The sequence below is a fragment of the Arthrobacter sp. ISL-65 genome (assembly GCF_018613795.1).
Taxonomy (GTDB): Bacteria; Actinomycetota; Actinomycetes; order Actinomycetales; family Micrococcaceae; genus Arthrobacter.
On the sequence record NZ_JAGGPN010000065.1, the window covers coordinates 1 to 25,903 of the forward strand.

Here is a 25,903-nt window from a genome sequence, read left to right on the forward strand (position 1 = left end):
GCAACTTTTCAAACTTACCCGTTCCGGCGAAGCTTTGCAAATCGGCGTTTCCGCGATTTCCGCTTGCAGGAAAGGTCCCCGGCCCGTCCGCGGCGCACCGTTCAGTGCGCCATTTTTCAGGCTGTTAGAAAGGGGGTCGGTCGCTATCTTTCCGCATCAGCGGCGGCGACTCGAAAGACTCTACACGGCCCCCGTGGCCCGCGCAAATCGGGCCCCGAGGTGCATTCTTCCCCGCTTTGGGCGGGGCGGGATCGCAACGCGCCCAGTCAGTCTCAGGCACCACCAGAATGCGCGTGACAGAGGCCTGGCGTACTCTGCGGTAGCGAGGGCCGGACAATGGTCTGCGTGTGACCGGCTCAACTAGACAGAACAGTCTGTCTCGCATAAATTTCAGGTAGATCGCTGGCCGCTATGGGCAGAGATCCGTTATCGCTGAAGCAGAAACGGCGGATCAATGTGCATGCCTCAGAGGAGCCAAAAATGGATGCCACCCAGTTTCACTCATTCATCGCCGAAGCCCTGACTACCGAGCGGGAAACCGACACGGTCCTCGGCCCCGACGAGCTCTATGGCCTCTACACCAGCTGGTGCCTGATTCATGAGTTGCAGCCAGCCGCCCCCGGCTCCTTGTTCACAGCCGTTAGGGAGCGCGGCATCGATCCGGAGAACTGCCAGCTGGCCATGACCGGCCCGGCAGCCGCCGACTACATCCTGGCGAGCGCCCCCAGCCTCATCTAGGCCAAACCACCGAAAGAGCCGATGCAAGTCGGCTCTTTCGGTGTACCCAAAACTCTGCATCTGGCGCACACTGCTGTCACACCGCTTCAACGCACGAATATCGCCGGCCCCGGGGGCCCGGCGGGAAAATCAAGGTATCTCATGGCCGTACAACCCGGCATTGCAGAAGGCGCAGTCATCGGCGGAAGGTACCGGGTGGCCGAACAGATCGGTTCCGGCGCCATGGCCAACGTATACCGGGCGGTCGACGAGTCCCTCGAGCGCGAGGTGGCCCTCAAAGTCATCAACAGAAGCAACGCCGCTCATGAAACAGCATGGGATGACGACGCCGAAGTCAAAGTCCTTGCGGCCCTGAACCACCACAGCCTGATCACACTCCTTGACGCCGGGGTGGACCGGGAAGAGCCAGGCCGCACCCGCATTTACCTGGTCATGGAGCTGGTGGAAGGCCCGGATCTCAAGCGCCGCCTCGGCGAAGGCCCGCTGTCCTCCCGCCACACGGCTGAGATCGGCTACGACGTGGCGGATGCCCTGGCCTACATACATGAAAGTGGCGTGGTTCACCGGGACGTGAAGCCGGGCAACATCCTGGTCTTCGACTACCAGCACGACGCCGCCCGGATGCACGCAAAACTGACGGATTTCGGCATCGCGCTCATGGCTGACGCGCCGGACCTGCACGACGGCGGCTTCCTTGGCACCGCGGGCTACCTCAGCCCGGAGCAGGCGAAGGCAGAGCCCCTGGGACCACCAAGTGACGTGTACTCGCTGGGGCTGGTGCTGCTCGAGTCCCTGACCGGGCAGCAGGCCTTCCCGGGCGACCCCCTGCAGAGCGCCCTCGCCCGCCTGATGGACGACCCCCACATTCCTGACGACGTCGAGCCTGAGTGGCGGCTCCTCCTGGCCGCCATGACAGCACGGAGCCCCGAGGACAGGCCGTCGACCACCGAGGTGAGCCAGGCCCTGTATGAGCTGTCCCTGAGCAGCCGTGGAAAGCACAAGGTTGACGCCACCGTCATTCCCGCCGACGAGGAAGCCCGGATGGAGGCCGTGCGCAGCTACAGCATCCTCGACACTCCCCCGGACGGCGCCTTCGACAGGATCACTGCGCTGGCTTCCAGGCTGTTCTCGGTGCCGGTGGCCATCGTGTCGATCGTGGATCATGACCGGATCTGGTTCAAGTCCCACCACGGCCTGGACGTGGAGCAGATCAGCAGGGATCCGGGACTCTGCGCGTCGGCAATCCTGCAGGACGATCTCTGGGTAGTGGAGAACGCGCCGGAGGACCCGCGGACGCTGCTCAATCCGCTGGTCGCTGGCGAGTTCGGCCTGAAGTTCTACGCCGGCGCTCCCCTGAAGACCCGGAGCGGCTACAACCTGGGCACCCTCTGCATCCTGGACTTCGAACCTCGCACCATGACCGACGGGGACAGCGCAAACCTGCGGGATCTGGCCGCGGTGGTCATGACGGACCTCGACCTGCGGCTTGAGGCGGCCGCCGGGATGCCTGCACCGCTGGATACCGGCGTCGTCACGTAGGGGCGTAAACAGCGCCGCCGGTGCGGACCATGTAAGGACATGAGCCTTGTCGACGGCGGTCCCAAGCTTTCCCTAGGCTCCAGCCACAACCATGGAGGCAGTCTGAAAGCGCAATTGGGGGCGAATATGGACTTGCATTTCAGCTTAATTCCGGTCCCCAGCACACTGGGAGGTCGGGCGTGGCTATTCTGGACATCCATATCAACGACGGATTCGTTCCTATGGTGGACGGATCGCTGGTTTACCATCGGGGGTTCGGGGAACGCCGCACGGCATTAAACGATCCGAACCCGGCGCTGGCCATGAGCCCGAGGGTCATCACCGCCAACGGACGGGTGGTGGCCAGCAGGACGTACCCGCTGGGCGCTCCTGTGCCGCCGCACGGGAGGCCCTCGCCGCTGCGGCCGGACCCGGCATTCCCCCGGCAGTTCCTTGCCCGGCGCGGCTATTGGGCCAGCTTCTTTCCGCCCCGGACGTTGATAGCGGAGACCGGGAGCACCATCGAGATCATGGTCCATAACAACCTCGCGCAGCCGCACGAGATGCGGTTCCACCGTGCCGGACCGGGCGGGGCCGACGTCGGCTCCGGGCCGGTGGCGCCGGGCAAAGCGAAGCTGCTGCGGTTTCCGGCGCCCTTGCCCGGGACTTACGCGTACACGGACCCGGGCAACCAGCCCGTGGAACGGACACTTGGCCTGTACGGGGCCCTGGTGGTGATCGATCCCCGCAACGCGTGGCGGCTCGCGCCCGGCGCGGCGGAGTTCGAACGCCAGTGGCTGTGGCTGTGCCACGATGTGGACTCGAACTGGGCCCGGATCGCCTCGAGGGGGCAGACAGTCGATCCGCTCGCCACCCCGGCGGTGCCGGACTACTTCACCCTCAATGGGTTCGCCGGGTTCCAGTCGCTGGCAGTCACCGATGATCTGGAGTTCAACGAGCGGCGGCATCAGGACACCCTTCCTTCAGGCCATCCGCGCGAGACGGATGTGCGCAACTTCAGCGCCTCCCCGTCAGCCGGTGCTGTCCGCACCGGACACCTCATGAGGATGGTCAATGCCGGCATCGCGGACCACCAGCTCCACTACCACGGCAACCATGTGTGGACCGTCCGCGCGAACGGTCTCGACTTTCCACGGTCCAACGGCCGGGTATCTGCCCAGGGCGAAGTGCAGCTCCAGCAGTGGGAGGACACCGTCCAGCTGCGGCCGCTGGAACGCAAGGAGGCCATACTTCCGGTCAGGCGGCCGCCGGAGGTGATCGATCAGGTATGGAACGCGAGGACCGAGGACTGGACCTACCCCATGCACTGCCATGCGGAGCCGTCCCAGACGGCGCGCGGCGGCTTGTACCCGGGCGGGCTCGTGGCGGACTGGGTGCTGGCCGCTCAGCCCGCCCCGGCGCAAGGGACGCCGCCTACGGCCGTAGATTCACACCACACCTTCAGGAGCCAGGTGGAATTCTCATCCGACCAACCGCATGAGGGCAGCCCGGAAACCGAGTTTGCCCTGAAGCCTGACGTCTCCCTGGAGCTGGATTTCTTCAACAGAAAGTTCGACTTCCCTGACGGTTCCGAGCATGAGATGTGGAGCTTCGAGGGCAACAAATTCGGCCGCCAGATCCCCGGCACAACGGTGCGGATGCAGGAGGGCCAACTGTTCCAGTCCACGATCAAGCCCAGCAAGAGGGTGCACACCATCCACTGGCACGGCATCGAACCGGACCCCCGAAACGACGGCGTGGGCCACACCTCCTTCGAGGTTACCGGCCATTACACGTACCAGTGGAGGGCGGACGTGCCCGAAAGCGGCAACCCCAACCGCGGCTCGGCGGGAACCTACTTCTACCACTGCCACGTCAACACTCCGCTCCACGTCCAGATGGGCATGTTCGGCCCGATCGTCGTCGACCCAGCGCCCAATCCCGCTAAGCCGGCGCCGGCCGGTACCCGCCGGCATTCATTCGAGGGTCCCTTGTATGACATCGCCACGGAAACCCTGATCGCGCCGTACTCCCTCGATCCGCGATGGCACGAACTGAACCATGCAGCGGGGCTTAACGGCGAGGACGCGGGGCTGAACCGCTTCGAGCCCAAACACTTCTTCCTCCTCGGCGGCAACATCCCCAACCGGCCAAGGGGCGACGACATCGTTTGGGCAATCTCCCAGATGCGGGCCAACGTGGTTCGGACCGGCAAGTCTCCGACGCTGGTGCGCATGGTGAACGTCGATTACTTCCCCACACTGACCACGATCACGGACGCGGCGGGCAGGCCAGCCAGGATCGCCGAGCTGGTCGCTCACGACGGACGGCCCTTCTGGACCACCCTCAGCCCCACGGGCCCTGCGGTGCAGCCGTCGATCGCGGGAAATCCGCTCCTGACCAACGTCATCAAATCCGGTGCCGCGGAAAAGTTCGACTTTCTGCTGCGCCCTGCGGCTCCCGGCAAGTACACCATCAGCGTCCAGTTCCTGCACTGGATCACGTCAAAGGTTCTCGCCACCAGGACTGTAACGGTCACGGCTGTCTGACCGGTCCGCTCGGACCGGTCGTTAAAGCTCGACGGCGGGTGGACGCCAGCGTCGCCGGCCACCCGTCGTCGGGGTCACCAGCTAGCCGCCAACGTGGTGGATGGTGAAGGCGGAGAGGAAGCCCACGGCGGCCACCAGGCCGGTGAGGTTGTGGTGCTCCTCGAAGGCCTCAGGGATCATCGTGTCCGCGAGCATGGCGAGGATCCCGCCGGCGGCGACGGCGGTGATGAAGGCGACCATGCTGTCGGGCGCGGTTTCCAGGGCGGTGTAGCCGATCAGCGACGCGAGCCCGCAGAGCAGGGCGATGCCGCCCCATACGCCGAAGACGTATTTGGCGCCGCGCCCGGCCTTCTTCATGCCTGCCGTGCTGGACAGCCCTTCCGGGATGTTCGAGATGAAGACGGCGGTGAGCATGGCCGGGCTCACCGTGCCTGCGGTGACGAGGCCCAGGCCGAGGACCACCGATTCAGGGATGCCGTCCAGGAGTGCTCCGACGGCGATGGCCGTGCCGCTGCCCGGATCGTCCTTTTCGGAGGGCTGCTGGTCCTTGGAGCGCTTCCGGTGTTTGGCTCCGGAGCGGGCCAGCAACGCGTTGGCGCCCACGTAGACCACCGCGCCGGCAAGGAAGCCGAGGACCGTGGGCCAGAGTCCCCCGCCCTGCACAGCCTCGTCCACGAGTTCGAACGCCAGCGCGGAGATGAGCACGCCGGCGCCGAACGCCATGATCGAGGAGACAAGCTTGGCGGGGATGTTCCATTTCCAGGACAGTCCCGAGCCGAGAACCAGCGCTCCGCCGGCCAGAGTTCCCCAAAACAGCGCCTGGGCCCACATGGGCATGAGTGTCCGCCTTCCCCGGCCGTGAGGCCTCGTTGAGCTGAGGGCGGAGCCGATACCGTGCCCGTCCCCCGTCACGAGCATTCTCGCAGACGGGAAGAATGAACCCGCGGCGGCAGGCCGCAGACGCGGCAGGTCAGTTGCCGGCGGTCAGCCTGCCGGGGCGGAGCCGGTGCCAGCCGCGGGTGATGCTTGCCCAGATCGCCCACATGGTGGCCGCGGCTGCGGAGAGTGTCAATGCAGCTGTGACCGCCTGGCCGGCGGCGAAGTACCGGATGGTGAGTCCTGTGAGGTAGGCCAGCCCGACGGCGGCCGCCGCACCCAACACGAACAGCACCAGTCCCGCTGTGGTGCTGGATGCGCGCTTCGCGGCTCTCGGTTTGGCGGTCGCGTTCGGTTCAATGCGGTCAATGTCAGAGCGCTCAAAGTCGGGGCGCTCAACCTCGGCCCGACTCAGCTGCAGCAGGTCAGCGCTGCAGGCCCCAGCGTTCTCGGCGTTAACCGTGCCGGCCTCAGCGGTGCCGCCGTCGTCGGCAACCAGGTGCGGAACGGCGTCGTGCACCGCCACGGCGAGGTTGGCGTCGGGCGCCACGGCCGCGAAGTTGGCACCGGGCTCGCCGAGTCCCTCAGGCGCGTCGCCAGCTCCCTCACGTCCGGCGGAGGGTGATTCAGCCTCCGGGTCGGCGTCGGTGCGGACGCGCCGGCCACGGCGGCGCTTGCCGACCGCCGTCGTCGGCCCTTCCCAGGCCTCGGCCAGAGTGGTGAGTCCGCGCGTGGCAGCGATGGCGAGCACTATCTGGGCGCAGGCCAGCGCGTGGGAGCGGGGCTCGTGGCGCTCAACGGGCGGAAGATCCAGCGCGGCCAGCACGTCGCTGAGGCGGTGCCGCGGGAGGGTCAGGTGGTCCTCCGCGAGGTGCAGCGCGCAGTAGAAGTCCTTCGCCGGCAGGTCCAGATGCTGGTGCTCGGTGGCTTTGCGCATCACGGAGGCGTCGTAGGCGGCATCGAAAGCCACGATCGGATCCTCGGAGACGAAGTGCAGAATGCCCTCCAGGGACATCTCCCAGTCGGCGGCGTTCTGGACGTCCGGTTCGGCGATGCCGTGGAGCTCCACGTTGATGGGATCAAAGTCGTCGATGCCGGGCGGCGGCTTGATGAGCCACGACGCCGTGTCCACGATGCGTCCGTCCCGGACCTTCACCAGGCCGACGGCGCATGCCGAGCCGCGGTGGCTGTTGGCCGTTTCGAAGTCGATGGCCGTAAAACTGATTCCTGACATCTTCGCCTCCCCAGGGCATTGCACGGGAGGTCCCAAGCGCCGTTGCTTGTGACCTCCCGCACATGACTTCGCTATTCTTGCAGAAGCAATGCCGGATTACATTCTCGGCGGAAATGTGTCGTGCATCATTCGGCCAATGAAAAGACCGTTGACAGTCCGCCCCCGGTTAGGGTGCCGGTGGGGAGCGAAACCTAGCGCCCCGGGTTCGGATCCACACCCTCCGCGACGGGCAGTCCGCCGTCCTCCTGGGCACCGGCAACGTCCCGGCCGTCCGCCGTCGGAGTTGCCGCCTGCGTGACCGTCTCATCGTTTTGCGGATGGTCCTTTTGGCGGGCTTCCTGAAGATGCTGTTCCAGTTTCTCTTCGGCATCCCGGCGGCGCTGACCAACGGTGCGCATCTGCTGGGTGGTGGGTGCCGCGTGTGCGTGCAGGTGCGGCCCATGGTCCGGAGGGAACTCGCTCATATTGGAATCCTCCCACCGGACGGGCCGGGTGACTACCCATCTGAGCCGCACGCCCGCTGGCGAGAAATTCCGCCGTTGCTGGCCGCAGAGCGGCCTGCCATTCTGGGTGAATCCCGCTTCCGACGGCGAACGAAAGGCAAGACCATGCCCCTCTATCTATCCAGGTTCAGCTATACCCCGGAAACGTGGGCAAGGCTGATCAGCAACCCGGAAGACCGTCGAAAGGCCGCGCAGGCCTACATCGAATCGGTCGGCGGGAAGCTCCACGGATTCTGGTACGCCTTCGGCACCCACGACGGCTACAACCTCTGGGAGGCTCCGGATAACGTGTCCATGGCGGCGGTAGCACTGGCAATCAGCGGAGGCGGAGCGCTGGGCTCATTTGAAACCACGGTGCTCATGACGGTCGAGGAAACGATGGACGCAATGCGGCAGGCCGCGCATATCAAGTACCAGCCTCCCGGCACCGTAGAGCAGCCCGAGGTTACCGTCGACTGAGCCGGGCGCCGCCGGTGGAGCGGGCTTAGCGCTCCGGGTTCAGGTCCTTCCGGAAGACCACGGCACCGTTGGCGTTGCGGAGGGTCACGGAGAAGACGTCGTCCTCACCGAGGTCCACGTGGCCGAAGTACTGGCTTTCGCCGCTGCGCGGGGACTCGCCCGCGTAGGCGCCGGCCCGGGAGAAGACCACTTCCGGACCGAACGTGCCGTCCATCTGGTTGGGACCGAAGCTTCCGGCGTTGATGGGTCCGCCGACGAACTCCCAGAACGGGTCGAAGTCCTGGAAGGCGGCGCGCTCGGGCGAGTAGTGGTGGGCGGCGCAGTAGTGCACATCCGCGGTGAGCCACACCGCGTTTTTAACCCGGTTGCGCTTGAACGCGGACAGCACGCGCGCGATCTCGAGCTCCTTGCCCAAGGGGGCACCGGCGTCGCGGTTGGCGAGGGATTCCTGCGCTGCCGGCCCGTCCGGGACGATGATGCCGAGCGGGAGGTCCGCGGAGATCACCTTCCACGTGGCCTTGGACTTGCTGACTTCACGGATGAGCCAGTCGGCCTGCTCTTGGCCGAGGATGTGGGTGCGGCGCGTTTCCTTGCCATCGGTGTTGGGGTCCTTGAAGGTGCGCATGTCCAGGCAGAAGACGTCCAGCTGCGGGCCGCGGGAAATCTTGCGGTAAATGCGGGCCGGTTCGAATCCGGTGCTGCCGTCGCTGAGCTGGGCGATGGGCTGGTATTCCTGCCAGGCCTGGCGGCCGCGGGCGGCGAGGACGTCCACGCGGCGCTCGGTATAGCGGGAGTCGGTGAGGATTTCGCCGGGGTACCAGTTGTTGGTGGTTTCGTGGTCGTCCCACTGGGCGATGACCGGGACCTCGGCGTAGAGGGCGCGGATGTTCTTGTCCATGAGGTTGTAGCGGTGCCGGCCGCGGTACTCCTCAAGGGTTTCGGCCACCTTGGAGACCTCGTCGGTGACCAGGTTGCGCCAGATCCGACCGTCGGGCTCGGTGACCTGGGCGGCAATGGGGCCGTCGGCGTAGATGGTGTCGCCCGAGTGAATGAAGAAGTCCGGCTTGGTGGCAAGCATGGCCGCGTACCCGCGCATGCCGCCGATGTCCTCATTGATGCCCCACCCCTGGCCTGCAGTGTCCCCGGTCCAGACGAAGCTCTGGCCGCGCTCGGTCCCGCCGCTGCGGGACCATAGGCTGTTGGCCTTCGAACCGGGCGCGGTGCTGAATGAGCCGCGGGCGGCATCGCCGGCGTTGCCGTCCGGGTCCTCGAAGTGCATGGTGAGCGCGAACTCGGTTCCCGAAGGGAGGTCGCGCGCGTGGATCTTCGAGGTGAAGTCGGTGGCATCGCTGGCGGTGGTGCCGCGCAGGACCCGCCGGAAGGCGCGGCTGCCGCGGAGCGGCGACCCGTCCTCGTCCACCGCCAGCAGGTTAGCCACCAGCCGGCCCGGACCCGACGCACGCGACCACAGGACGCCGGAGTTGGTGGTGACGTCTCCGGTAGCGATGCCGTACGGCAGGGTCAGGCGGTTGCGGACCAGGGGAACCGCGGCAGGGCGGGCGGCGTGCGCCGGGACTACCAGTGAAGGGGCGACGGCGGCGGCACCGGCACCGGCACCGGCGATGGCACCTTTGAGGACGTTTCGGCGGGTGAGAGCAGTCATGAGGCCCATGGTTGATGGGCCGGGTTACAGGCTGGCGACGGCGGGGTGAACTGAGTGAAGCAAGCCGGTGACAATGAGATCGAATTCCTTGACAATTAATGAAATTGCCTTCCCATTGGCGCGAAGCAGGGTCTAATATCCAGCACCTAGGCATTAATCAAAGAGGATATGTCGAGAGCTGACCCTTACTTTCGGGCAAGGGAAAATGGGTGGGAATTAGACACGCGGCGCTTTTCCCGTGGCAACTCATGTGCGGCTTCCCAATGGAAGAACCGCTCACACCTGATATTCAAGGGTGAGTTTTACGCCCCTAGCTTCCAGCGCGCAATTGCTCCGCATTTGGCATGCGCGCTTTCGCAAACAGATTAGGAATAGAAATTGCCATGAAAAGGCTTATAGTTTTTGCTGCGGTTTTGCTTGGCGTAGTTGTGGGTGGGGGGCCTGTTGCCGCGGCCCCGCCGGGACCGGCCGACGTCACCTTCATCAATAGAGACTGCGGTTTCAGAATCGAGGCTACCGTCACCGGCGGGTCGGGTGTCAACGAACTCCCCGGCGGGGCCGCGATCATCACTGCACCTAATCAGCGGGTGACCCTCACCAACGTCAGAACGGGAGAAAGCGTGACCTATGTGATAACGGGAGCAACCCACATTGACACAAGCGATCCGGGGCTCTTGACCGTGACGTCTACCGGAAGAAACGTCCTGATCGTTCCTGAGGGCGATCGGGAAGGACTGTATCTCACCCAAGGAACCGTAACCTTCGTGTTGGACGGTAAGGGACGTCAGGTCAGCGCATTTGAAGGACCTGGGCAAGTTGCTGATATTTGCGCTCTTCTGGCATAACTCATAAAACCGAAGTGCTCCTTGAGCGAAAACGGGTGGCTGGCATTCCTGCCAGCCACCCGCCGTCGAACGTTCCTTTAAAAGGAAAGCTCAGCGAGCCGGAACCTTTTCCACGAATGAAACGTGGGAGACATATTGCTTGTACAGCATCGCTGCTTCGTCGATGGCTATGTGGCCGAAGCCCAGGGACAGTTGCAGCCCCTCCAGTTGCGCGATTGCTGTTTCCGCTGCGGTGACCTTTTCGGCCAAAGCCTGGGAATTGGCAAAGTTCGTGGCGAGCCCGGCTCCGACGGACAGAATCACCGCTCCCAGGCAAAGGACCCGCCACACCACGGAAGCGTCGTCCAGGGAGAACATGCCCTGGAGTGATGCGGTGAACCCTGTGCCTCCGAACGCCGGACCAGCTGTAAGCATGGCTGCCAGCACACTCCCGGCGACGCTGAATTCCGTCAGCTTGTGCCGGCGCGGCCGCAGCCGTTCCAGGTAGGAGCGGAGTGCTGACTGCTTCTCTTCGATGCGGTCGGACAGCCGTTGGCGCGTCTCCGGCGAGTCATCCATGGCGATATCGGCCTCCCTCTCCGACGGTATGTGCGATCAGCATCCCACCGCCTGGATTACCGGTCCAGAGTGGAGAAATTCGGGCCAGCGCCGCCGGGGACCACTCAGGTTGGGCCGAGTTCGCCGGAACGTATCGAGGGCGCCGGAAACTTCCGGCGTACCGGGCAGGGTTCCGGCGGATTCGTGGAGCGGGACGGAATCTAGCCCCAGCCACACCGGGCGGACACAACGAGACAAGTTTGTCTCACTGTCCGGTGCAGGCAGGCTTGTGTACGTTATTGCCACGGGACTGTAATGGCGCAGACCGTCGAACTGGGGCACCCGACGAGAGGCGACGAGGATGGCAAAGACGACCGGAGCGGCACCAAGACTAGCCAAGGCGTTGGGCATCGTCCTGGGTACCGAGGAAATCCCCGTCCGGCTGCGGGCATGGGATGGCTCCGAAGCGGGCCCCCCTGATGCGCCGCTGATCGAGTTCACATCCCGACGGGCATTGCGGCGGATCCTCTGGTCGCCAGGGCAGCTGGGCCTGAGCCGGGCGTACGTCGCCGGTGAAATCACCGCACACGGCGACATCTTCGAGGCCTTCGCTGCCCTGAGTTCCGCCGGCAAGTTCGCCGAACCAGGCCCGTTCAGCCCGCCGACGCCCCGGGAAGTCTGGACGCTGCTGAAAGCCGGCATCCGGCTCGGCGCGCTGGGCCCCAACCCCGCTCCCCCGCCGGAGGAAGCGAAGGTGGAAAAGCACGGCCGCCGGCACTCGAAGAAGCGGGACGCCGCCGCGATCTCACACCACTACGACGTCGGCAACGACTTCTACTGGCTGGTCCTGGGCCCGTCGATGGTGTATTCCTGCGCAGTCTGGTCCGACGAAAGCAGAAGCCTGGAAGAGGCCCAGGAGGAGAAGCTCGACCTGGTCTGCCGCAAGCTGGGCCTGCAGCCGGGCCAGCGCCTGCTGGACGTTGGCTGCGGCTGGGGCAGCTTTGCCCTGCACGCCGCCACCCGGTATGGCGTGAGCGTTGTTGGCATCACGATTTCCACTGAGCAGGCCGAGCTGGTCCGCAAGCGGGTGGCCGAGGCCGGACTGACGGACCGAGTGGACATCCGCGTCCAGGACTACCGCGACGTGAACGACGGACCGTACGACGCGATCAGCTCCCTGGGCATGTCCGAGCACGTGGGCCGCGAACAGCTGGGCCGTTACGTCTCGCAACTACACGGTCTGTTGAAGCCCGGCGGCCGGCTGCTCAACCACGCCATCTCCTGGAACGCCGGGCCCACCGAGGACGATCCCGATTCCTTCATCCCCCGCTACGTCTTCCCCGACGGCCAGATGCTCAGCCTCTCGGAACTGATGACGGCGCTGGAGGGCGGCGGCTTCGAAGTGCTCGACGTCGAAGCCCTCCGCCGGCACTACGCCCTGACGCTGCGCGCATGGGTCAAGAACCTGGAGGAGAACTGGGACGAGGCCGTGCGGCTCACAACTGAGGGCCGCGCCCGCGTGTGGCGGCTGTACATGGCGTCCAGTGCGCTGGGCTTCGAGGGCGGCCTGACGGGTGTGAACCAGGTGCTGCTGCAGAAGCCGGGCGGCCAGGAGCCCCCGCTGCGGCTAAGGGAATGGACTGCTGGTTGAGCCTGTCGAAACCAAGAAACCCGGGGCACGCGAGATCTCGACAAGCTCAATCAGCGGTTGCGTCGAAACCAAGAAACCCACATAAGGAGCAAGGACAATGGCTAACATTCTGATGGTCGTCTCGGCGGCCGATTCGCTGACCATGAAGGATGGCAGCCAGCACCCCACCGGCTTCTGGGCCGAGGAGCTGGTGGTGGCACACCGGACCCTGCAGCAGGCCGGGCACAACGTGGACTTCGCCACGCCCGGCGGTGTCAAGCCCACCGTCGACAAGATCAGCCTGCAGGCAGACGCCGTTGGCAGCGAGGAAAGGGCGGAAGACTTCCGCACCTATCTGGAGATGATCGACGTCGACCTCTTCGCACCGCTGGTGCTGGCCGACGTCGACACGTCCGGGTACGACGCAGTGGTCCTGCCGGGCGGCCACGGCCCCATGGCGGACCTCTTCCAGGACAAGGATCTGGGCCGGATCCTCGTGGAGGCCAACGGCGCAGGCAAGGTCATCGCCCCCTTCTGCCACGGCCCGGCGGGCCTGCTCAGCGCAACGGCCGACGACGGCGCGTTCGCCTTCGCGGGCCGCAAGCTGACGGTGTTTGCCAACTCCGAGGAACTGGGCGGCGGCACCGGAGAGAACACGCCGTGGCTGGTGGAGACGGCGCTGCGGGAGAAGGGCGCCAACGTGGAAACCGGCCCGGACTGGGCCAGCCACGTGGTGCGCGAGGGCAATCTAATCAGCGGCCAGAACCCGCAGTCCAGCGAGGACGTGGCCAAGGAGGTTATCAAGGCCCTCGCCGAAGACACCGAATTGGCAGGCGAAACAACTGCCGGTTGAGCCTGTCGAAACCAAGCGCCTCGGATCTCGACAGGCTCGATCAGCGGATCAGCTGATCAGCGGTCGCCGCTGGTTGAGCCTGTCGAAACCTCAGTCCCCATGCCGGGCTGGACCCGCACGAAGTCAACCTTGTTTCCGGGGTTGGTCCGGCTCTTCGGGTAACGCGAGAATCCCTTCGCGTCCAGATGGTTCTGTGCGCGGTACTCGGCCAGGGCTTCGTCGTACGCCTGGTTGAGCCGCACGCCGGAGACCTCCTCCACCGAGCCGTCGGAAAAGGTGATGGAGACGAGGATGCTCTCCGGGAAATGCCGGTTCATTCGGATGAAGCCTTCGGCATCCTGCTGCAGATTGATCAATGTGGTCCGCCTTCTGGTTGGGGGTTCCAGTCTGCCGTACTTTTCACCGGCTAACCGCTGGTTGAGCCTGTCCAAACAAGAAGCACGGTGATCTCGAGAGGCTCGATCAGCGGAGACAGGTTCGCCGGACAATAGAACGACGGCGGGAGGCTGGCAGATCTGCCGGCCTCCCGCCGTCGTACTTGAGAAAATGACGCTAACCCGCCAGCCCGGCCACGCCGAAGATGGTGGCGGCGATGGCGAAGCCCATCACACCGATCAGGGTTTCCATGACGGTCCAGGTCTTCAGCGTGGTCTTGACGTCCATGCCGAAGAAGCGGCCCACCAGCCAGAAGCCGGAGTCGTTGACGTGGGAGACCACCACTGAACCGGCGGCCACGGCGATGACGAGCGCGGCGATCTGCATGCCGTTCAGTCCGGCAGTGGCAACACCCGGGGCGATGAGGCCGGCCGTGGTGGTGAGGGCGACGGTGGCGGAGCCTTGGGCGATGCGCAGGATGGCGGCGATCAGGAAGCCCGCGAAGATGAGCGGGATGCCGATGCTGCCCAGCACGTCGGCCAGGGCGTCGCCGATGCCGGAGGTGCGCAGCACGCCGCCGAACATGCCGCCGGCGCCGGTGATGAGGATGACGGAGCAGACCGGGCCCAGCGAGGTCTCGAGCAGCTTCTCCAGGGCGCCGTTGTGGACGCCGCGTTTGGCACCGAGGACGAACATCGCCACGAGGACGGAGATGAGCAGCGCCACCGGGGTTTCGCCGAGCGCGCGCAGCAGCTGGAACCACTGTGCGTCCTTGACGTCCGCCGGCAGCACGCCGGAGGCGGAGAAGGTGTTCAGGCCCGTGTTGATGAAGATCAGGACGAGCGGCAGGAGCAGCAGCCCGATGATGGTGCGGAAGCGCGGCGGGTGGGATTCGGCTTCTGCGGTGGCGTGGCCGAGGAGCTCCGGAACCGGAAGTTGCAGTTTCTTGCCGGTCCACAGGCCGTACAGGTAGGCGGTGACATACCAGGTGGGGATGGCGGTGAGGAGACCGGCGATGGTGACCAGGCCGACGTTGGCTTCGAAGAAGGCCGACGCCGAGACGGGGCCCGGGTGCGGCGGCAGGAAGATGTGCATCACGGAGAACGCGCCGGCTGCCGGGAGGCCATAGCGCAGCACTCCCCGCGCCCAGGCGGTGGGCGACGGCGAAGACCACGGGAAGCATGACCACGAGGCCGGCGTCGAAGAAGATCGGGAAGCCGAAGATCAGGGAGGCGAGGCCCAGGGCGAACGGGGCACGCTTTTCACCGAAGATGCCGATCAGGTAGTCGGCCAGCACCTTAGCGCCGCCGCTGGTTTCGACGATGCGGCCGAGCATGGCGCCCAGGCCGACGAGGAGCGCCACGGTTCCGAGGGTCGTTCCGAAGCCGTTGATGAGCACGGGCACCACCTGGTTGGCGGGGATGCCGGTGGCGAAGGCGGTGGCGAGGCTGACCACGATCAGCGCCAGCAGCGCATGCATGCGCAGCCTGATGATCAGGAACAGCAGGACGCCGATCGCCGCGGCCGCGATGAGCAGCAGCGGTCCTGCGCCCAGCGTTTGAGTCCATCCTTCGATGGTCATGGTTCTCCTTTGAAACAGATTTTGGTTGGGGAGGTGAAAGAGTTTTGAGCGCCTATTGGGCGCTGGGCTCCTGCTTGGACGGGAGCTTGAGGGCAGCCAGAATCTCCGTCAGGAGTTCCTCCGGGGAGCGGGTGATGTCCAGGCGGAGGCTTCCGGCCTCCAGTTCCTCAGCGGTCAGCGGTTCCAGGGTGGCCAGCTGGCTGGGCAGGAGGGTGGGAGGCATGAAGTGCCCCTCGCGTCCCTGCATCCGCTGGCTGAGCAGGTCCGCCTCGCCGTGCAGGTGGATGAAGAGCACGCGGCCTTCGGCTTCGGACAACAGCTTGCGGTAGCTCTGCTTGAGCGCGGAGCAGGTGAGCACGGTGCTGTGGCCGGCCTGGGCCTGCCCGGTCATCCAGTTCTGGATCTGCTGCAGCCAGGGCCAGCGGTCCTCGTCCTGCAGCGGGATGCCCTGGCTCATCTTGTCGATGTTTGACTGCGGGTGGAACTCGTCCGCCTCCGCGCATGCCCAGCCGAGCTGCTTGGACAGGGCCGCGGCAATCGTGGACTTGCCCGAACCGGCAACGCCCATCACCACCAGATGCGTGGTTGGATACTGCATGTTTACCTCCGAGGAAGACGTCTTTGGCTTGTGGAAGAAGCTCATTCTGCAGCCCGATTCGAACTGCGCTGGAGATAAGGTATCACCAATTGATCCAAAAGATACTATCTTTTCGTGTCACAGGTCATACCTTTGCCTTCAGGTTCCGGTATTCTGGAAGTGCGCTTCAGCGCCTAAGGAAGGCAGGATCATGTCGACGGCGACAGAAGACCACGCGGACAACGCGAACGACGGCGGGTTCTCACCCGCCATGCACGAACGCGTCCTGGACGCTGTGGGCGTGGCAATCGCGTCCGGCGCCCTGGCGTCCGGAAGCCGCCTGACCCTTGACAGCCTGCAGCAGGAGTACGGCGTATCCCGGACGGTGGCGCGGGACACCATGAAGGTCCTCGAATCGATGAACCTGGTCTACTCACGCCGGCGGGTGGGGATCGTGGTGCAGAGCCCGGATCTGTGGAACGTCTACGACCCCAAACTGGTGCGGTGGCGCCTGGCGTCCGAGCGCCGCGCCGAGCAGTACGCCAGCCTCACGGAACTGCGCATCGCCGTCGAACCCATAGCGGCGGCAGGTGCCGCACGCCGGGCCAGCGCGGCGGAACGCAGCCAGCTGGTGTCCTTGGCCGCCGACTTGCGCCGGCTGGGTGAAGCGGGCGACCTCGAGGGATTCCTGGCGGCCGACATCGCGTACCACCGGCTGCTGCTGAAGAGCTGCGGCAACGAGATGTTCTCATCCCTCGAGGGGATGGTGGCAGAGGTGCTCACCAGCCGCACCCACCAGGGACTCATGCCATTCAAGCCGCGGCCCGAGGCCCTCGACGCCCATGAGGAAGCGGCCGCCGCCGTCGCCGCCGGGGACGCGACGGCAGCGGAGAGCGCCGTGCACCACATCCTCGACGAAGTGCGCGAAGCGATGGGTCTGCACTAAGCGCTGATTGAGCCTGGCGAAACTAAGCCTGTCGAAACCCCGGCGGCAGGCGCATAATCTTAACGCCGCTCAAAAACTTCTACGTGCAGTGCACGCGAGCGGGTAATCCACCGGCTGGCCTATCGGGGCTGCCGGCATCCTGGCGAAGGTGGGCCGGGTCGGTCCACTGCTTCGCACCCTTACCGAATTGGAAACACCGGTCTCAGAGGGTTGGAAGAAGATGTTGTATCGCAGCAAAACAGGATTGATCTCGTTGGTCGCGGCTGCTGGACTGGCCGCAGGACTTATGCCCGGCGCCGCCGCCTACGGGAGCTCCACGCACGATGACGATGATCGTGACTCCAAGTTGACCTCCCAGCAGCGCAAACTGGTCCACACGCTGAGGGACATCACTGAGGACTACCGTTCGCTGGACGAAGCGATGGAGGACGGTTACAAGAAGGGGTCTGACTGCGTCGACAAACCCGGTGTTGGCGCCATGGGATTCCACTACGTCAAGAACTCGTTGGTGGACGCCAAGACCGACGCCCGCAAGCCGGAAGTGCTGGTCTACATGCCCAACAAGCAAGGCCGGTACAAGCTGGTTGCCGTCGAATTCCTCTCCACGGCCAAGAAGAGGCCGGAAATCGCAGGCCTGAAATTTGAGAACGGGCCGTTCCCCGGGACTTTCGCCCTGCACGCGTGGGTCTGGCGGGACAATCCTGACGGCATGTTCGCGGCCTACAACCCGGACCTCAAGTGCCCCAAGTAGCCCGGGATAGCGGGAGGCCGGCAGTTCTGCCGGCCTCCCGCCGTCGTTCTCCCGCTGGTTGAGCCTGTCGAAACCCTGCCCGGCGAACCCGGTCCTACCAGAGCCGGGCGCTGGAATAGGGGACGCTGGGCAGGTCTCCCGCGTTCCACGACTCGGTGGAGCGGACGCTGGGGTTGTGTCCCCGGCCGTCGGTGAGGACGGATCGGACGGTGGCGGTGACAACCCAGAGTCCGGTAAGAAGCAGGATAACGAGCAGTGCCATGATGTTTGCGCCTCGGTTTGAGTATTGCGGATGGGGTGATTGCAGTGTGCTCGGCCGGCGTGTGAGCAAGCGTGTGAACGCCCCGCTGACTCCGCGGAAGGCCGGGGCTAAAATGACGCGTATGGCCGACAGCACCATTCGGCTCCTCGGTCCGCCGGCGATCGAGTCCACTGGCACCTCTCCCCCGCAGCCCAGGGGCCGCAAGGCCTGGGCCGTGCTGGCCTACCTCGCGCTCCAGCCGGAAGGCACCGGGCGCTCCCGGCTGGCCTCGCTGTTGTTTCCCGACGCGGCGGATCCCCTCGGCGCCCTGCGCTGGAACCTCTCCGAGCTCCGGCGGACCCTCGCCGGTGTGGCGCTCGACGGCGACCCGCTGCGGCTGGCGCTGCAGCCGCCCTGGCGGTGCGACGCCGTCGAGCTGGTCGGGGCGGGTGCCATCCCCCGCCCCGACCCGCACAGCCTGAATGGCCAGCTGCTCGAGGGGCTGTCCTTCGGCGATTGCCCGGTTTTCGATTCATGGCTGGCGGACCAGCGCTACCGGCTGGAGAACTGCGCGCAGTCCCTCCTGTACGAGTCCTCCGTGTCCGCGCTGGCCTCGGGCGATCCCCGGGAGGCAGCGAATCTGGCGATGCGTGCCCTGCAGCGGGACCCGTTCCACACCGACTGCAACGCGGTGCTGGTCCGGGCGCTGGTGGCGATCGGTGAGCACCGGCATGCGCGCGAGCACGTGACCAGATGCGCCAACCTTTACCGCGACGAGCTGGGCCTGCCGCTGCCGCCGGAAATCCGCCGGGCACTGTCGGGTGCGGCCCCGGAAGCAGACCCGGGAATTCCCGCCACCGTGGCGACCGTGCGGTCCTATCTGGACGCCGGCGGCGCCTCGCTCTCAGCCGGCGCCGTGGACCGGGGACTGGATCAGCTGCGGCTCGCCGTCGTCCTGGCCCAGCGCACCCCCAGCCGGCACCTCCTCGCCGAGTCGCTGGTCACGCTGGCCGGGGCGATGATCCACCAGGCGGGCGGCCGCGGCGCGGAGGTGGCGGATTTCCTGCACCGGGCGCTGTCAGCCGAGTCACCGACGGCGGAGGCGCAGTGGGAAAAGTACGACGGCGCGTCCCCCACTTCGGCGGCCGCTTACCGTGAGCTGGGGTACTTGTCCGTCCAGCGGGGCGTTCCGGACCGAGCGGCGGGCTGGCTGGAGCGGGCCGGCGTGGCCGCCGCCGGATTCCCTGACGAGCAGGCTCGGGTGCTGGCGATCAGGGGCATGCTGGCGTCGGACACCGCCCGCTATGGCGAAGCGGTGGAGGTGCTGACCGCGTCCGTCAGGCTGGCCAAGGAGGCGCGGAACCGCCGGCAGCTGGCGTTCAGCAGCGCGCTCCTGGGCCGGGTGTGGCTGCTGCGCGGGGAGCTGGAACCGGCGGCCGAGACTCTGGACCACGCATTGGAATGGATCCTCGCCGAGCACTGGACAGCGTTCGAACCCTTTGTTGCCGGAGTGCGCGGCGAGACCTACCTTGCTGCGGGCGATCTCGAGGCTGCCGCGGAAATGATCGACCGGTCGTGGGTGATGGCGGACCTGGCCGGGGACCACTGTTACATGGCCCTGGCGGCTGGCGCGGAAGCTCGGCTGTTCCTCGCGCACGGCGACCTTGCTGCGGCACAGCACTGGGTCGATAGGGGGATGGAGCCCAAGCCCTGGTACCTCTGGTATTCGGCCCGGCTGCTTGATGTTGCGGCGGAGGTGGCCATCGCGGCAAGGTCTGAGCATGCTGGAAAAGTGGTCGAGCGTCTCGGCGCGCTTGCTAGCCGCAGCGGGATGCGCGAGTTCGTGGTGCGGGCACAGTCCCACCGCGCCGTGCTCGGCAACGACACCGCAGCCCAGACCATCCCGTGGCTGGCGAAGGAGATCGACAGCCCCGCACTGACAGCGTTCCTGGCAGCCCGCGGCCAGCTCTAACACCCGCGGGTTGAGCCTGTCGAAACCACGCCCGCCTTGATCTCGGCAAGCTCAAGCAGCGGCGAAAGCTCATTCAGCGGTGACAGGCTCAGTCAGCGGCGGTGCCAGCACAACCGGGTTAACAAAAGCAGGGCCCGTCGTGAAGACGGACCCTGCTCGAAACCTAACGGTCCCGGTTCTCTAGAAAATTAGAGAGCCTGGATGTTGACGGCCTGGGGACCCTTGGGGCCCTGCTCGGTTTCGAAGGAAACCTTCTGGTTCTCTTCGAGGGAGCGGAATCCGCCGGAGTTGATCGCGGAGTAGTGCGCGAAAACGTCCTGCGAGGAGTCATCGGGGGAAATGAAGCCGAAGCCCTTTTCAGCGTTAAACCATTTGACGGTACCAGTAGCCATTATTTTTGTCCTTCGTGAAGGTGGAGGAACTGTCCCGACTTTCGGGTCCTCCGGTGTGGGGTGTTCAAAACCGCTACTTCAGAAAGACGCGGACTTTCGACCGCGCGTACTGCCTGAACTACACAATGCAAACACAACAACGAAATCAACTGTACAGGACAATTTCGTGACTAGGCGACAAAGTTGAGGCATCAACCTTTCTAGACAGCGCAGCGCAACAAAAAACCTACTCCTGCCCGTTTCCGTCCAGCGCCGGACTGTACGCCACCACAAACCGGGCGTCGGCCACCCGCCCCAGCCGCCCGCCGTCGTCGTCATGCAGACGGTGGCCGGGGCCGACGGCCGGGCGTATGATCCGGGGCAGGGGATGGCGCACAGCCATTCCCACCCCTTCTGCCCGAGCCCTGCTACCCGGAGGCGCACCGATGGAAATGCCCAAAGCGACCGAGGCTGACAAGGAGCACTTCCGGGCTATTGTGCCTGACCATCCGGAGGTGGTCATCAAGCCGATGTTCGGCAACCTGGGGGCGTTCGTCAACGGCAACATGTTCGCCGGGCTGTTCGGGCCGACCATCGGCATCAAGCTCTCCGACGAGGACCGGGAGGCGCTCGAGTCCGGGGAGCGCACTGTTCCCTTCGGTCCCGCCGATCGCCCCATGGGCGGGTACACAGGTCTGCCCGAGATCTGGAACGAAGAGGGCGAGGGCGACGACGCGCGGGCCAGGGCCTGGACAGAGAAGGCGTTCGCGTACGTCGCCAGCCTGCCACCCAAGGCCGCGAAGGAACCCAAGCCTAAGGCGGCCAAGAAGTAGCCATTTCGTCGGCCACGGTGGCGCTGGTGGGCGCGGACGCGGCCGTTGTCTGTACAAAATTCGGCATCGTTTCCGTGTCCCGCCGCCCGCTGGTTGGGCCCTTCGAAACCGGGCCCCGTGTACCGGTGATCGAGCCTGTTAATCTCCGCCGCTGAGGACACATCTTCGGAGCGAGGACACGCGAATCCGTGTGTCATATGACCGTTTCCGCGTTCTAGGAAGGGCGGAGTGCCCTTGCCCACCGCTCATCCCACGCTCTAAAATTAGATTACTTAGTTTTAGAAGGTGCGTCATGGAAGCGGCACGAGCGGCACGCACTCGCAAGCAGCGGGGCGGTGGTTGAGATGGACTGGCAAGGCTGGGCGCTGTTCGGGCTGCTCGCCACCACAGCCCTGACCGCGGTGATGATTGCCTGCCAGATGGCCGGCTGGACGCGGCTGGACCTGCCCTTGGTCCTGGGCAGTCTGGTTACTCCGGATCCGGACAAGGCGCGGATCGCCGGCTTCTTCATCCACCTCGCGGCAGGGCAGGTCTTCGCTCTAGGCTACGCGGCGGTGTTTGCGCTGCTGGGCCAGGCAACGTGGTGGATCGGCGCGCTGCTGGGACTCCTGCACGTCGCCGTGGCTCTGACCGTCATCCTGCCGCTGCTGCCCGGCATCCATCCCAGAATGGCCAGCACCAGGGCGGGTCCGGCCAGCCGGGCCGCCCTCGAACCTCCGGGCCTGCTGGGCCTGAACTACGGAATCCAGACGCCGGCGGTGGCCGTGGCGGCCCATCTGGTTTACGGCTCACTGCTCGGGCTGCTGCTCACGGCCAGCTGACCCTAGCGAGAGAAGGTGGACGCACCATGGAAGCCAGGCACTCCCCCGCCCTTGCGGACTACGGCCTGCTGGGAGATACACGCACGGCCGCCCTGGTCTCGGCCGACGGCGGCATCGACTGGCTCTGCGCACCCACCTTCGACGGTGATCCCGTCTTCGGTGCACTGCTCGGCGGACCGGACGCGGGCACCTTCCGCGCCGGCCCCGCCCTGCCAGCCAAGCCCCTCGTGCGCCGCTACCGCACGCATACCGCAACGCTCCAGACGGTCTGGGCCACCGACGGCGGCACGCTGACACTCGCCGAAGCGATGGTGGCGGAAGTATCCGGCCGACTGCTGCCCACCACCCTCCTCATCCGGCGGCTGGAGGCCGACGGCGCACCGGCGGAGGCCGCCGTCGAATTTAACCCCCGCCTCGGCGAGCGCCACCTCCGCCCCCGTGTCCGGCAGGACCGGCACCTGGTCTGCGACTGGGGCGCCCTGGCCATGTCGCTCGGCGTCAGCGGCGGGCTGCGGGTGGAGCCGGGTACGACGACGGCAATCACCGTTGAGCCCGGGCGTCCCGTTGTGATGGTGCTCGCCCTGGCGTCCACGGAACCCCTGGTCTGGGTCGATCCCGAAACCGCGTGGGATCTGGTGGAGGCCGACGAAGCCCGCTGGCGGGAGTGGGCGTCCGCCATCAGCCAGGACGTCCCGTTCCGCGAAGCGGTCCTGCGGAGCCTGCTGACGCTGAAGCTGCTGACCTACTCCCCCTCGGGCGCGCCGGTCGCAGCCCCCACCACGTCCCTGCCCGAGGACCCGGGCGGCATCCGGAACTGGGACTACAGGTACGCCTGGCCGCGGGACGCCAGCATCGGCATCGCCGCCTTCCTCGGCCTGGGCAAGGACGCCGAGGCCCTGAACTTCCTGAACTGGCTCCTGCACGCGAGCAGGCTGCAGCGGCCCCGGCTGCCGGCGCTGCTGACCCTGACCGGAGGACATGTCCCCCGCGAGCGCACCCTGGAGAGCTGGCCGGGCTACGCGGGCAGCGCTCCGGTGCGGGTGGGCAATGGGGCCGCGCACCAGCATCAGCTCGACGGCTATGGCTGGGTCCTCGACGCCGCGTGGAACCTCGTCCGGCAGGGGCACCGGCTCAATTCGGAGACGTGGCGGGCGATGCGCGGCTTCACAGATCTCGTGGCTCGGCGCTGGCCGGAACCGGACGCCGGCATCTGGGAAATCAGGGCTGACGCGGCGCACCATGTGCATTCCAAGATCATGGGCTGGCTGGCTTTGGACCGGGCTTTGCGCATCGCCGAGAGCCACCGCATCGGCGCCCGGCGGCGGCGCCGCTGGGAAGGCGCCCGGGACGCTATTGCCGCCGACATTCGGACCCGTGGATTCGACGCCGCTAAGAACACGTACACCCGCTCGTACGGCTCGGGGGATCTCGATTCTGCCCTGCTGATCCTGCCGGTGACCGGCTTCGAGTCACCGGACTCGGACCGCCTGCGGGGCACGGTGGATGCGGTGTGGTCGGAGCTTTCGGCCGGCTACCCCTTCCTTTACCGCTACCCGCAGGGCCAGGACGGGCTGCCCGGCGATGAGGGGGCTTTTCTGCCCTGCTCGTTCTGGCTCGCCCAGGCCCTCGCCCTCACGGGACGGGCAGCGGAGGCCTCGGAATTGTTCGGGGCCGTTCTTGGGCACGCAAGTCCGCTGGGCCTGTTCAGCGAGGAGATCGATCCCGGCTCAGGGGCCCTGCTCGGCAACTATCCGCAGGCGCTGACCCACGCCGCGCTGGTCCAGGCAGCGCTGGCCCTCCGGGACGCAGCGCGCGGACAGTCGCTGGCTGAGCCTGTCGAAACCGAGCACGTCGAAACCAAGGTCGAGCCCGCTGGTTGAGCACGTCGAAACCAAGGCCGACCCCGTGGCTGAGCGCCACCGACGGGGTGTCCGGAACGGCTCGGGACGCGAACCACTGGTTCCAAGTGCAGGACCAGGGATGCAGGCGTGCTCGGCAGTCAACGCCCCATTTGGGTTGAAGCGCAGGCCACGTCGGCAAGCTTTTTCCAACGCGTTCGCCGGACACTAGGGCCTGTTGCACCTCAGGTCTCTGCATCGCCAAGGGGAGGACGGACTCGCGGCCATTGGTCGCGGGTCCGCTGTATGTGAATACATAGGATCCCAATGTCTGGAGGAGACAATGACGTCTCGCAGGGAAGTACTGAAACTGGGTGTGGTGGGCGCTGCCATCACCGGTGTGTTGGCTGGCGGCGCTGAAGCGGCAACCGCAAAGCCCATAAGCCGGAGTCAGCTTGCGCCGCAGAACACGCCCGTCCCGTACAGGGCTGTCTTCCGGCGGCCCCCGGAGCTCGTTCCGTTCCAGCGCGGTTTCGACGGCGGTGACCCGAAACGACCATTCGAGCGCTACGCCCTCACCCAGAAACTCGGACAGGCCCGCATGCTGCCGGGCCTCACCACCACCGTGGCCGGGTTCAACGGAATCTTCCCGGGTCCCACTATCCGGGCCAAACAGGGCACCCGGATTGAGGTGCGGATCCGTAATGCGTTCCCCCAGCAAGGTCTGGTCCAGCCGGGGGCATTCAGCACGTCCACGCACCTGCACGGCTCGGCGTCCCTGCCCCAGTACGACGGCTATGCCAATGACATCACCGTTTCCGGCTTCTTCAAGAATTACCACTTTCCCAACAGGCAGGCAGCGCGGACGCTTTGGTACCACGACCACAAGCACCACATCACTGCCCAGAATGTATATACGGGACTGGCCGGGCTCTACCCGCTGACGGACCGTTTTGAGGGGGCGCAGCTGCCGCAAGGGGAGTTTGACGTGCCGTTGATGCTTTCCGACGCGCTGTTCCAGTCGGACGGCTCGCTCGCGTTTAACGACAACGGCGAAAAGGGGCTGTGGGGTGACGTGATCCTGGTCAACGGGGTGCCTTGGCCCACCATGAAGGTCAAGCCACGCATTTATCGTTTCCGCGTGCTCGACGCATCGATCGCACGCTCCTACCGGCCTATCCTCTCCAATGGTGATCCCGTTCACATCGTTGCCACCGATGCCGGCATGACGCCGGTAGTCCAGGCCGTTTCGTCATGGCGAATGGGCGCTGCGGAGCGCACCGAAATCCTGATCGACTTCCGCAGGTACAGGACCGGGCAGACGGTTGACCTGCGCAACCTCAGCAACAAGAACAACATCGACTTTGCCAACACGGACAAGATCATGCGATTCCAGGTGGTCGCCGATTCGGGGTCCAGGGCAGGGTCCATCTCCTCTATCCCGTCGAGGCTGGACGCTGGAGGGCCGCCCAGGGCGTCCCTGGGCGGCATCGACACGATGAGCCTGACCCCGCAGATGGCCACGGTGAAGAGGCAGCTCAGGTTCGAGCGCCAGCACGGCCAATGGAGCATCAACGGGGTCCTCTGGGACGACGTGGAAAGGTCCGGGTTCACCAAGTTGTTCGGCAACCCGCAGCCGTTCGCCGTCGAGCAGTGGACCATCATCAACCAATCCGGAGGATGGTTCCACCCGGTCCACATCCACCTGGTCGACGCCAAAATCATCGCCCGCAACACCAACGGCGGCAAACCATTCGCTTGGGAGCTCGGCCCCAAGGACGTCTTCTACGCCGGTGAGAACGAGTCCATCACCACGCTGATGCAGTTCGACGCCACGGCGCAGGAGGGAGGGCGGTACATGATCCACTGCCACAACCTGGTGCACGAGGACCACGACATGATGGTTCAGTACGCAATGGGTAATTCGCGGATCAACGACCCCATCACTGCTGACCCGCCCAAGCGTGACCCCCTGCCCGCGAACGCCTTCCCGCCGGTGTATAGGCCCCTGTTTCCGCCAGGGACATGAGGTGAATCCGTGACCGAGAGGTGACAGGAAGCAGCTGGCTGAGCCTGCCGAAACCGAGCCCGCAGACAACGTCAGTCCCGGGTTCTACAATGAGCATCCACAGGCAGGTGCGCGGGCGCTCCTGCTTCGTTCGTGGACGGTGTGAGGCCGCCCTGGACGAAT

The 25,903-nt window shown here is 65.8% G+C and carries 24 protein-coding genes and 1 pseudogene; 14 read left to right on the top strand and 11 right to left on the bottom strand.

Features of this window, described 5'->3' with window-relative positions; all coding sequences use genetic code 11:
• Positions 1-480 precede the first annotated feature (480 nt).
• The 3 genes from J7I85_RS23560 (at position 481) to J7I85_RS23570 (ending at position 4,805) form a co-directional block, all read left to right on the top strand.
• On the top strand, positions 481-738 hold the full coding sequence (locus J7I85_RS23560) for a hypothetical protein (protein WP_214858023.1): 258 nt from the start codon (positions 481-483) through the stop codon (positions 736-738).
• Positions 739-879: 141 nt separating this feature from the next.
• Positions 880-2,277, top strand: coding sequence for a GAF domain-containing serine/threonine-protein kinase (locus J7I85_RS23565; protein WP_214858032.1), 1,398 nt, complete (start codon positions 880-882; stop codon positions 2,275-2,277).
• A 179-nt stretch (positions 2,278-2,456) separates the two neighbouring features.
• Positions 2,457-4,805, top strand: coding sequence for a multicopper oxidase domain-containing protein (locus tag J7I85_RS23570; protein ID WP_214858034.1), 2,349 nt, complete (start codon positions 2,457-2,459; stop codon positions 4,803-4,805).
• Positions 4,806-4,886: 81 nt separating this feature from the next.
• Here the strand turns inward: J7I85_RS23570 and J7I85_RS23575 are convergent, their stop codons facing one another.
• From J7I85_RS23575 to J7I85_RS23585, 3 genes are all read right to left on the bottom strand, one after another.
• Positions 4,887-5,642, bottom strand: coding sequence for a ZIP family metal transporter (locus J7I85_RS23575; protein WP_214858036.1), 756 nt, complete (start codon positions 5,640-5,642; stop codon positions 4,887-4,889).
• Between the two features lie 133 nt (positions 5,643-5,775).
• On the bottom strand, positions 5,776-6,915 hold the full coding sequence (locus J7I85_RS23580; RefSeq protein WP_214858038.1) for a hypothetical protein: 1,140 nt from the start codon (positions 6,913-6,915) through the stop codon (positions 5,776-5,778).
• Between the two features lie 191 nt (positions 6,916-7,106).
• Positions 7,107-7,379: a hypothetical protein gene (locus J7I85_RS23585; protein ID WP_214858116.1), complete on the bottom strand. Its 273-nt coding sequence runs from the start codon at positions 7,377-7,379 to the stop codon at positions 7,107-7,109.
• 144 nt (positions 7,380-7,523) lie between these two features.
• Here J7I85_RS23585 and J7I85_RS23590 point away from each other — a divergent pair, with 144 nt between their 5' ends.
• Complete coding sequence (locus tag J7I85_RS23590; RefSeq protein WP_214858040.1) at positions 7,524-7,877, top strand: GYD domain-containing protein; 354 nt, start codon at positions 7,524-7,526, stop codon at positions 7,875-7,877.
• A gap of 25 nt (positions 7,878-7,902) precedes the next feature.
• On the opposite strand, the gene J7I85_RS23595 is transcribed toward J7I85_RS23590, so the two are convergent.
• The gene (locus J7I85_RS23595; RefSeq protein WP_214858043.1) at positions 7,903-9,549 is read right to left on the bottom strand and encodes an alkaline phosphatase; all 1,647 of its coding nucleotides are present in this window, start codon (positions 9,547-9,549) and stop codon (positions 7,903-7,905) included.
• A 374-nt stretch (positions 9,550-9,923) separates the two neighbouring features.
• Here J7I85_RS23595 and J7I85_RS23600 point away from each other — a divergent pair, with 374 nt between their 5' ends.
• Entirely contained in the window at positions 9,924-10,385 is a 462-nt protein-coding gene (locus tag J7I85_RS23600; protein ID WP_214858051.1) for a hypothetical protein, read from the top strand.
• 90 nt (positions 10,386-10,475) lie between these two features.
• Here J7I85_RS23600 and J7I85_RS23605 read toward each other — a convergent pair whose 3' ends face one another.
• The gene (locus tag J7I85_RS23605) at positions 10,476-10,943 is read right to left on the bottom strand and encodes a hypothetical protein (RefSeq protein ID WP_214858053.1); all 468 of its coding nucleotides are present in this window, start codon (positions 10,941-10,943) and stop codon (positions 10,476-10,478) included.
• 340 nt (positions 10,944-11,283) lie between these two features.
• On the opposite strand from J7I85_RS23605, the gene J7I85_RS23610 reads away from it, so the two are divergent.
• Positions 11,284-12,573, top strand: coding sequence for a cyclopropane-fatty-acyl-phospholipid synthase family protein (locus J7I85_RS23610; RefSeq protein ID WP_214858055.1), 1,290 nt, complete (start codon positions 11,284-11,286; stop codon positions 12,571-12,573).
• A gap of 97 nt (positions 12,574-12,670) precedes the next feature.
• Positions 12,671-13,405 carry a type 1 glutamine amidotransferase domain-containing protein gene (locus J7I85_RS23615; RefSeq protein ID WP_214858057.1) on the top strand — a complete coding sequence of 245 codons (735 nt, stop codon included), beginning with the start codon at positions 12,671-12,673 and terminating at the stop codon, positions 13,403-13,405.
• 56 nt (positions 13,406-13,461) lie between these two features.
• On the opposite strand, the gene J7I85_RS23620 is transcribed toward J7I85_RS23615, so the two are convergent.
• The 3 genes and pseudogenes from J7I85_RS23620 to J7I85_RS23630 form a co-directional block, all read right to left on the bottom strand.
• The gene (locus tag J7I85_RS23620) at positions 13,462-13,761 is read right to left on the bottom strand and encodes a hypothetical protein (protein ID WP_214858059.1); all 300 of its coding nucleotides are present in this window, start codon (positions 13,759-13,761) and stop codon (positions 13,462-13,464) included.
• A 196-nt stretch (positions 13,762-13,957) separates the two neighbouring features.
• A pseudogene (locus tag J7I85_RS23625) lies at positions 13,958-15,362 on the bottom strand (GntP family permease).
• A 52-nt stretch (positions 15,363-15,414) separates the two neighbouring features.
• Positions 15,415-15,960, bottom strand: a complete 546-nt coding sequence (locus tag J7I85_RS23630; RefSeq protein ID WP_214858066.1) for a gluconokinase — start codon at positions 15,958-15,960, stop codon at positions 15,415-15,417.
• 190 nt (positions 15,961-16,150) lie between these two features.
• Between J7I85_RS23630 and J7I85_RS23635 the strand changes: the two genes are divergently transcribed.
• Positions 16,151-16,885: a FadR/GntR family transcriptional regulator gene (locus tag J7I85_RS23635; RefSeq protein WP_214858075.1), complete on the top strand. Its 735-nt coding sequence runs from the start codon at positions 16,151-16,153 to the stop codon at positions 16,883-16,885.
• Positions 16,886-17,138: 253 nt separating this feature from the next.
• The gene (locus J7I85_RS23640) at positions 17,139-17,636 is read left to right on the top strand and encodes a hypothetical protein (RefSeq protein ID WP_251024768.1); all 498 of its coding nucleotides are present in this window, start codon (positions 17,139-17,141) and stop codon (positions 17,634-17,636) included.
• A 94-nt stretch (positions 17,637-17,730) separates the two neighbouring features.
• Here J7I85_RS23640 and J7I85_RS23645 read toward each other — a convergent pair whose 3' ends face one another.
• Positions 17,731-17,898, bottom strand: a complete 168-nt coding sequence (locus J7I85_RS23645; RefSeq protein WP_214858078.1) for a hypothetical protein — start codon at positions 17,896-17,898, stop codon at positions 17,731-17,733.
• A 121-nt stretch (positions 17,899-18,019) separates the two neighbouring features.
• Here J7I85_RS23645 and J7I85_RS23650 point away from each other — a divergent pair, with 121 nt between their 5' ends.
• Positions 18,020-19,849, top strand: coding sequence for an SARP family transcriptional regulator (locus J7I85_RS23650; protein ID WP_251024769.1), 1,830 nt, complete (start codon positions 18,020-18,022; stop codon positions 19,847-19,849).
• A gap of 188 nt (positions 19,850-20,037) precedes the next feature.
• On the opposite strand, the gene J7I85_RS23655 is transcribed toward J7I85_RS23650, so the two are convergent.
• Positions 20,038-20,241 carry a cold-shock protein gene (locus J7I85_RS23655; protein WP_190606256.1) on the bottom strand — a complete coding sequence of 68 codons (204 nt, stop codon included), beginning with the start codon at positions 20,239-20,241 and terminating at the stop codon, positions 20,038-20,040.
• Positions 20,242-20,467: 226 nt separating this feature from the next.
• Positions 20,468-20,623 (bottom strand): hypothetical protein, encoded by a 156-nt coding sequence (locus J7I85_RS23660; RefSeq protein ID WP_214858082.1) that lies wholly within the window; start codon positions 20,621-20,623, stop codon positions 20,468-20,470.
• 43 nt (positions 20,624-20,666) lie between these two features.
• Here J7I85_RS23660 and J7I85_RS23665 point away from each other — a divergent pair, with 43 nt between their 5' ends.
• The 4 genes from J7I85_RS23665 (at position 20,667) to J7I85_RS23680 (ending at position 25,741) form a co-directional block, all read left to right on the top strand.
• On the top strand, positions 20,667-21,053 hold the full coding sequence (locus J7I85_RS23665; protein WP_214858083.1) for a TfoX/Sxy family protein: 387 nt from the start codon (positions 20,667-20,669) through the stop codon (positions 21,051-21,053).
• Between the two features lie 344 nt (positions 21,054-21,397).
• On the top strand, positions 21,398-21,874 hold the full coding sequence (locus tag J7I85_RS23670) for a hypothetical protein (RefSeq protein ID WP_214858114.1): 477 nt from the start codon (positions 21,398-21,400) through the stop codon (positions 21,872-21,874).
• A gap of 26 nt (positions 21,875-21,900) precedes the next feature.
• Entirely contained in the window at positions 21,901-23,754 is a 1,854-nt protein-coding gene (locus J7I85_RS23675) for a glycoside hydrolase family 15 protein (protein WP_214858090.1), read from the top strand.
• A gap of 301 nt (positions 23,755-24,055) precedes the next feature.
• Entirely contained in the window at positions 24,056-25,741 is a 1,686-nt protein-coding gene (locus J7I85_RS23680) for a multicopper oxidase family protein (RefSeq protein WP_214858092.1), read from the top strand.
• Positions 25,742-25,903: the final 162 nt, after the last annotated feature.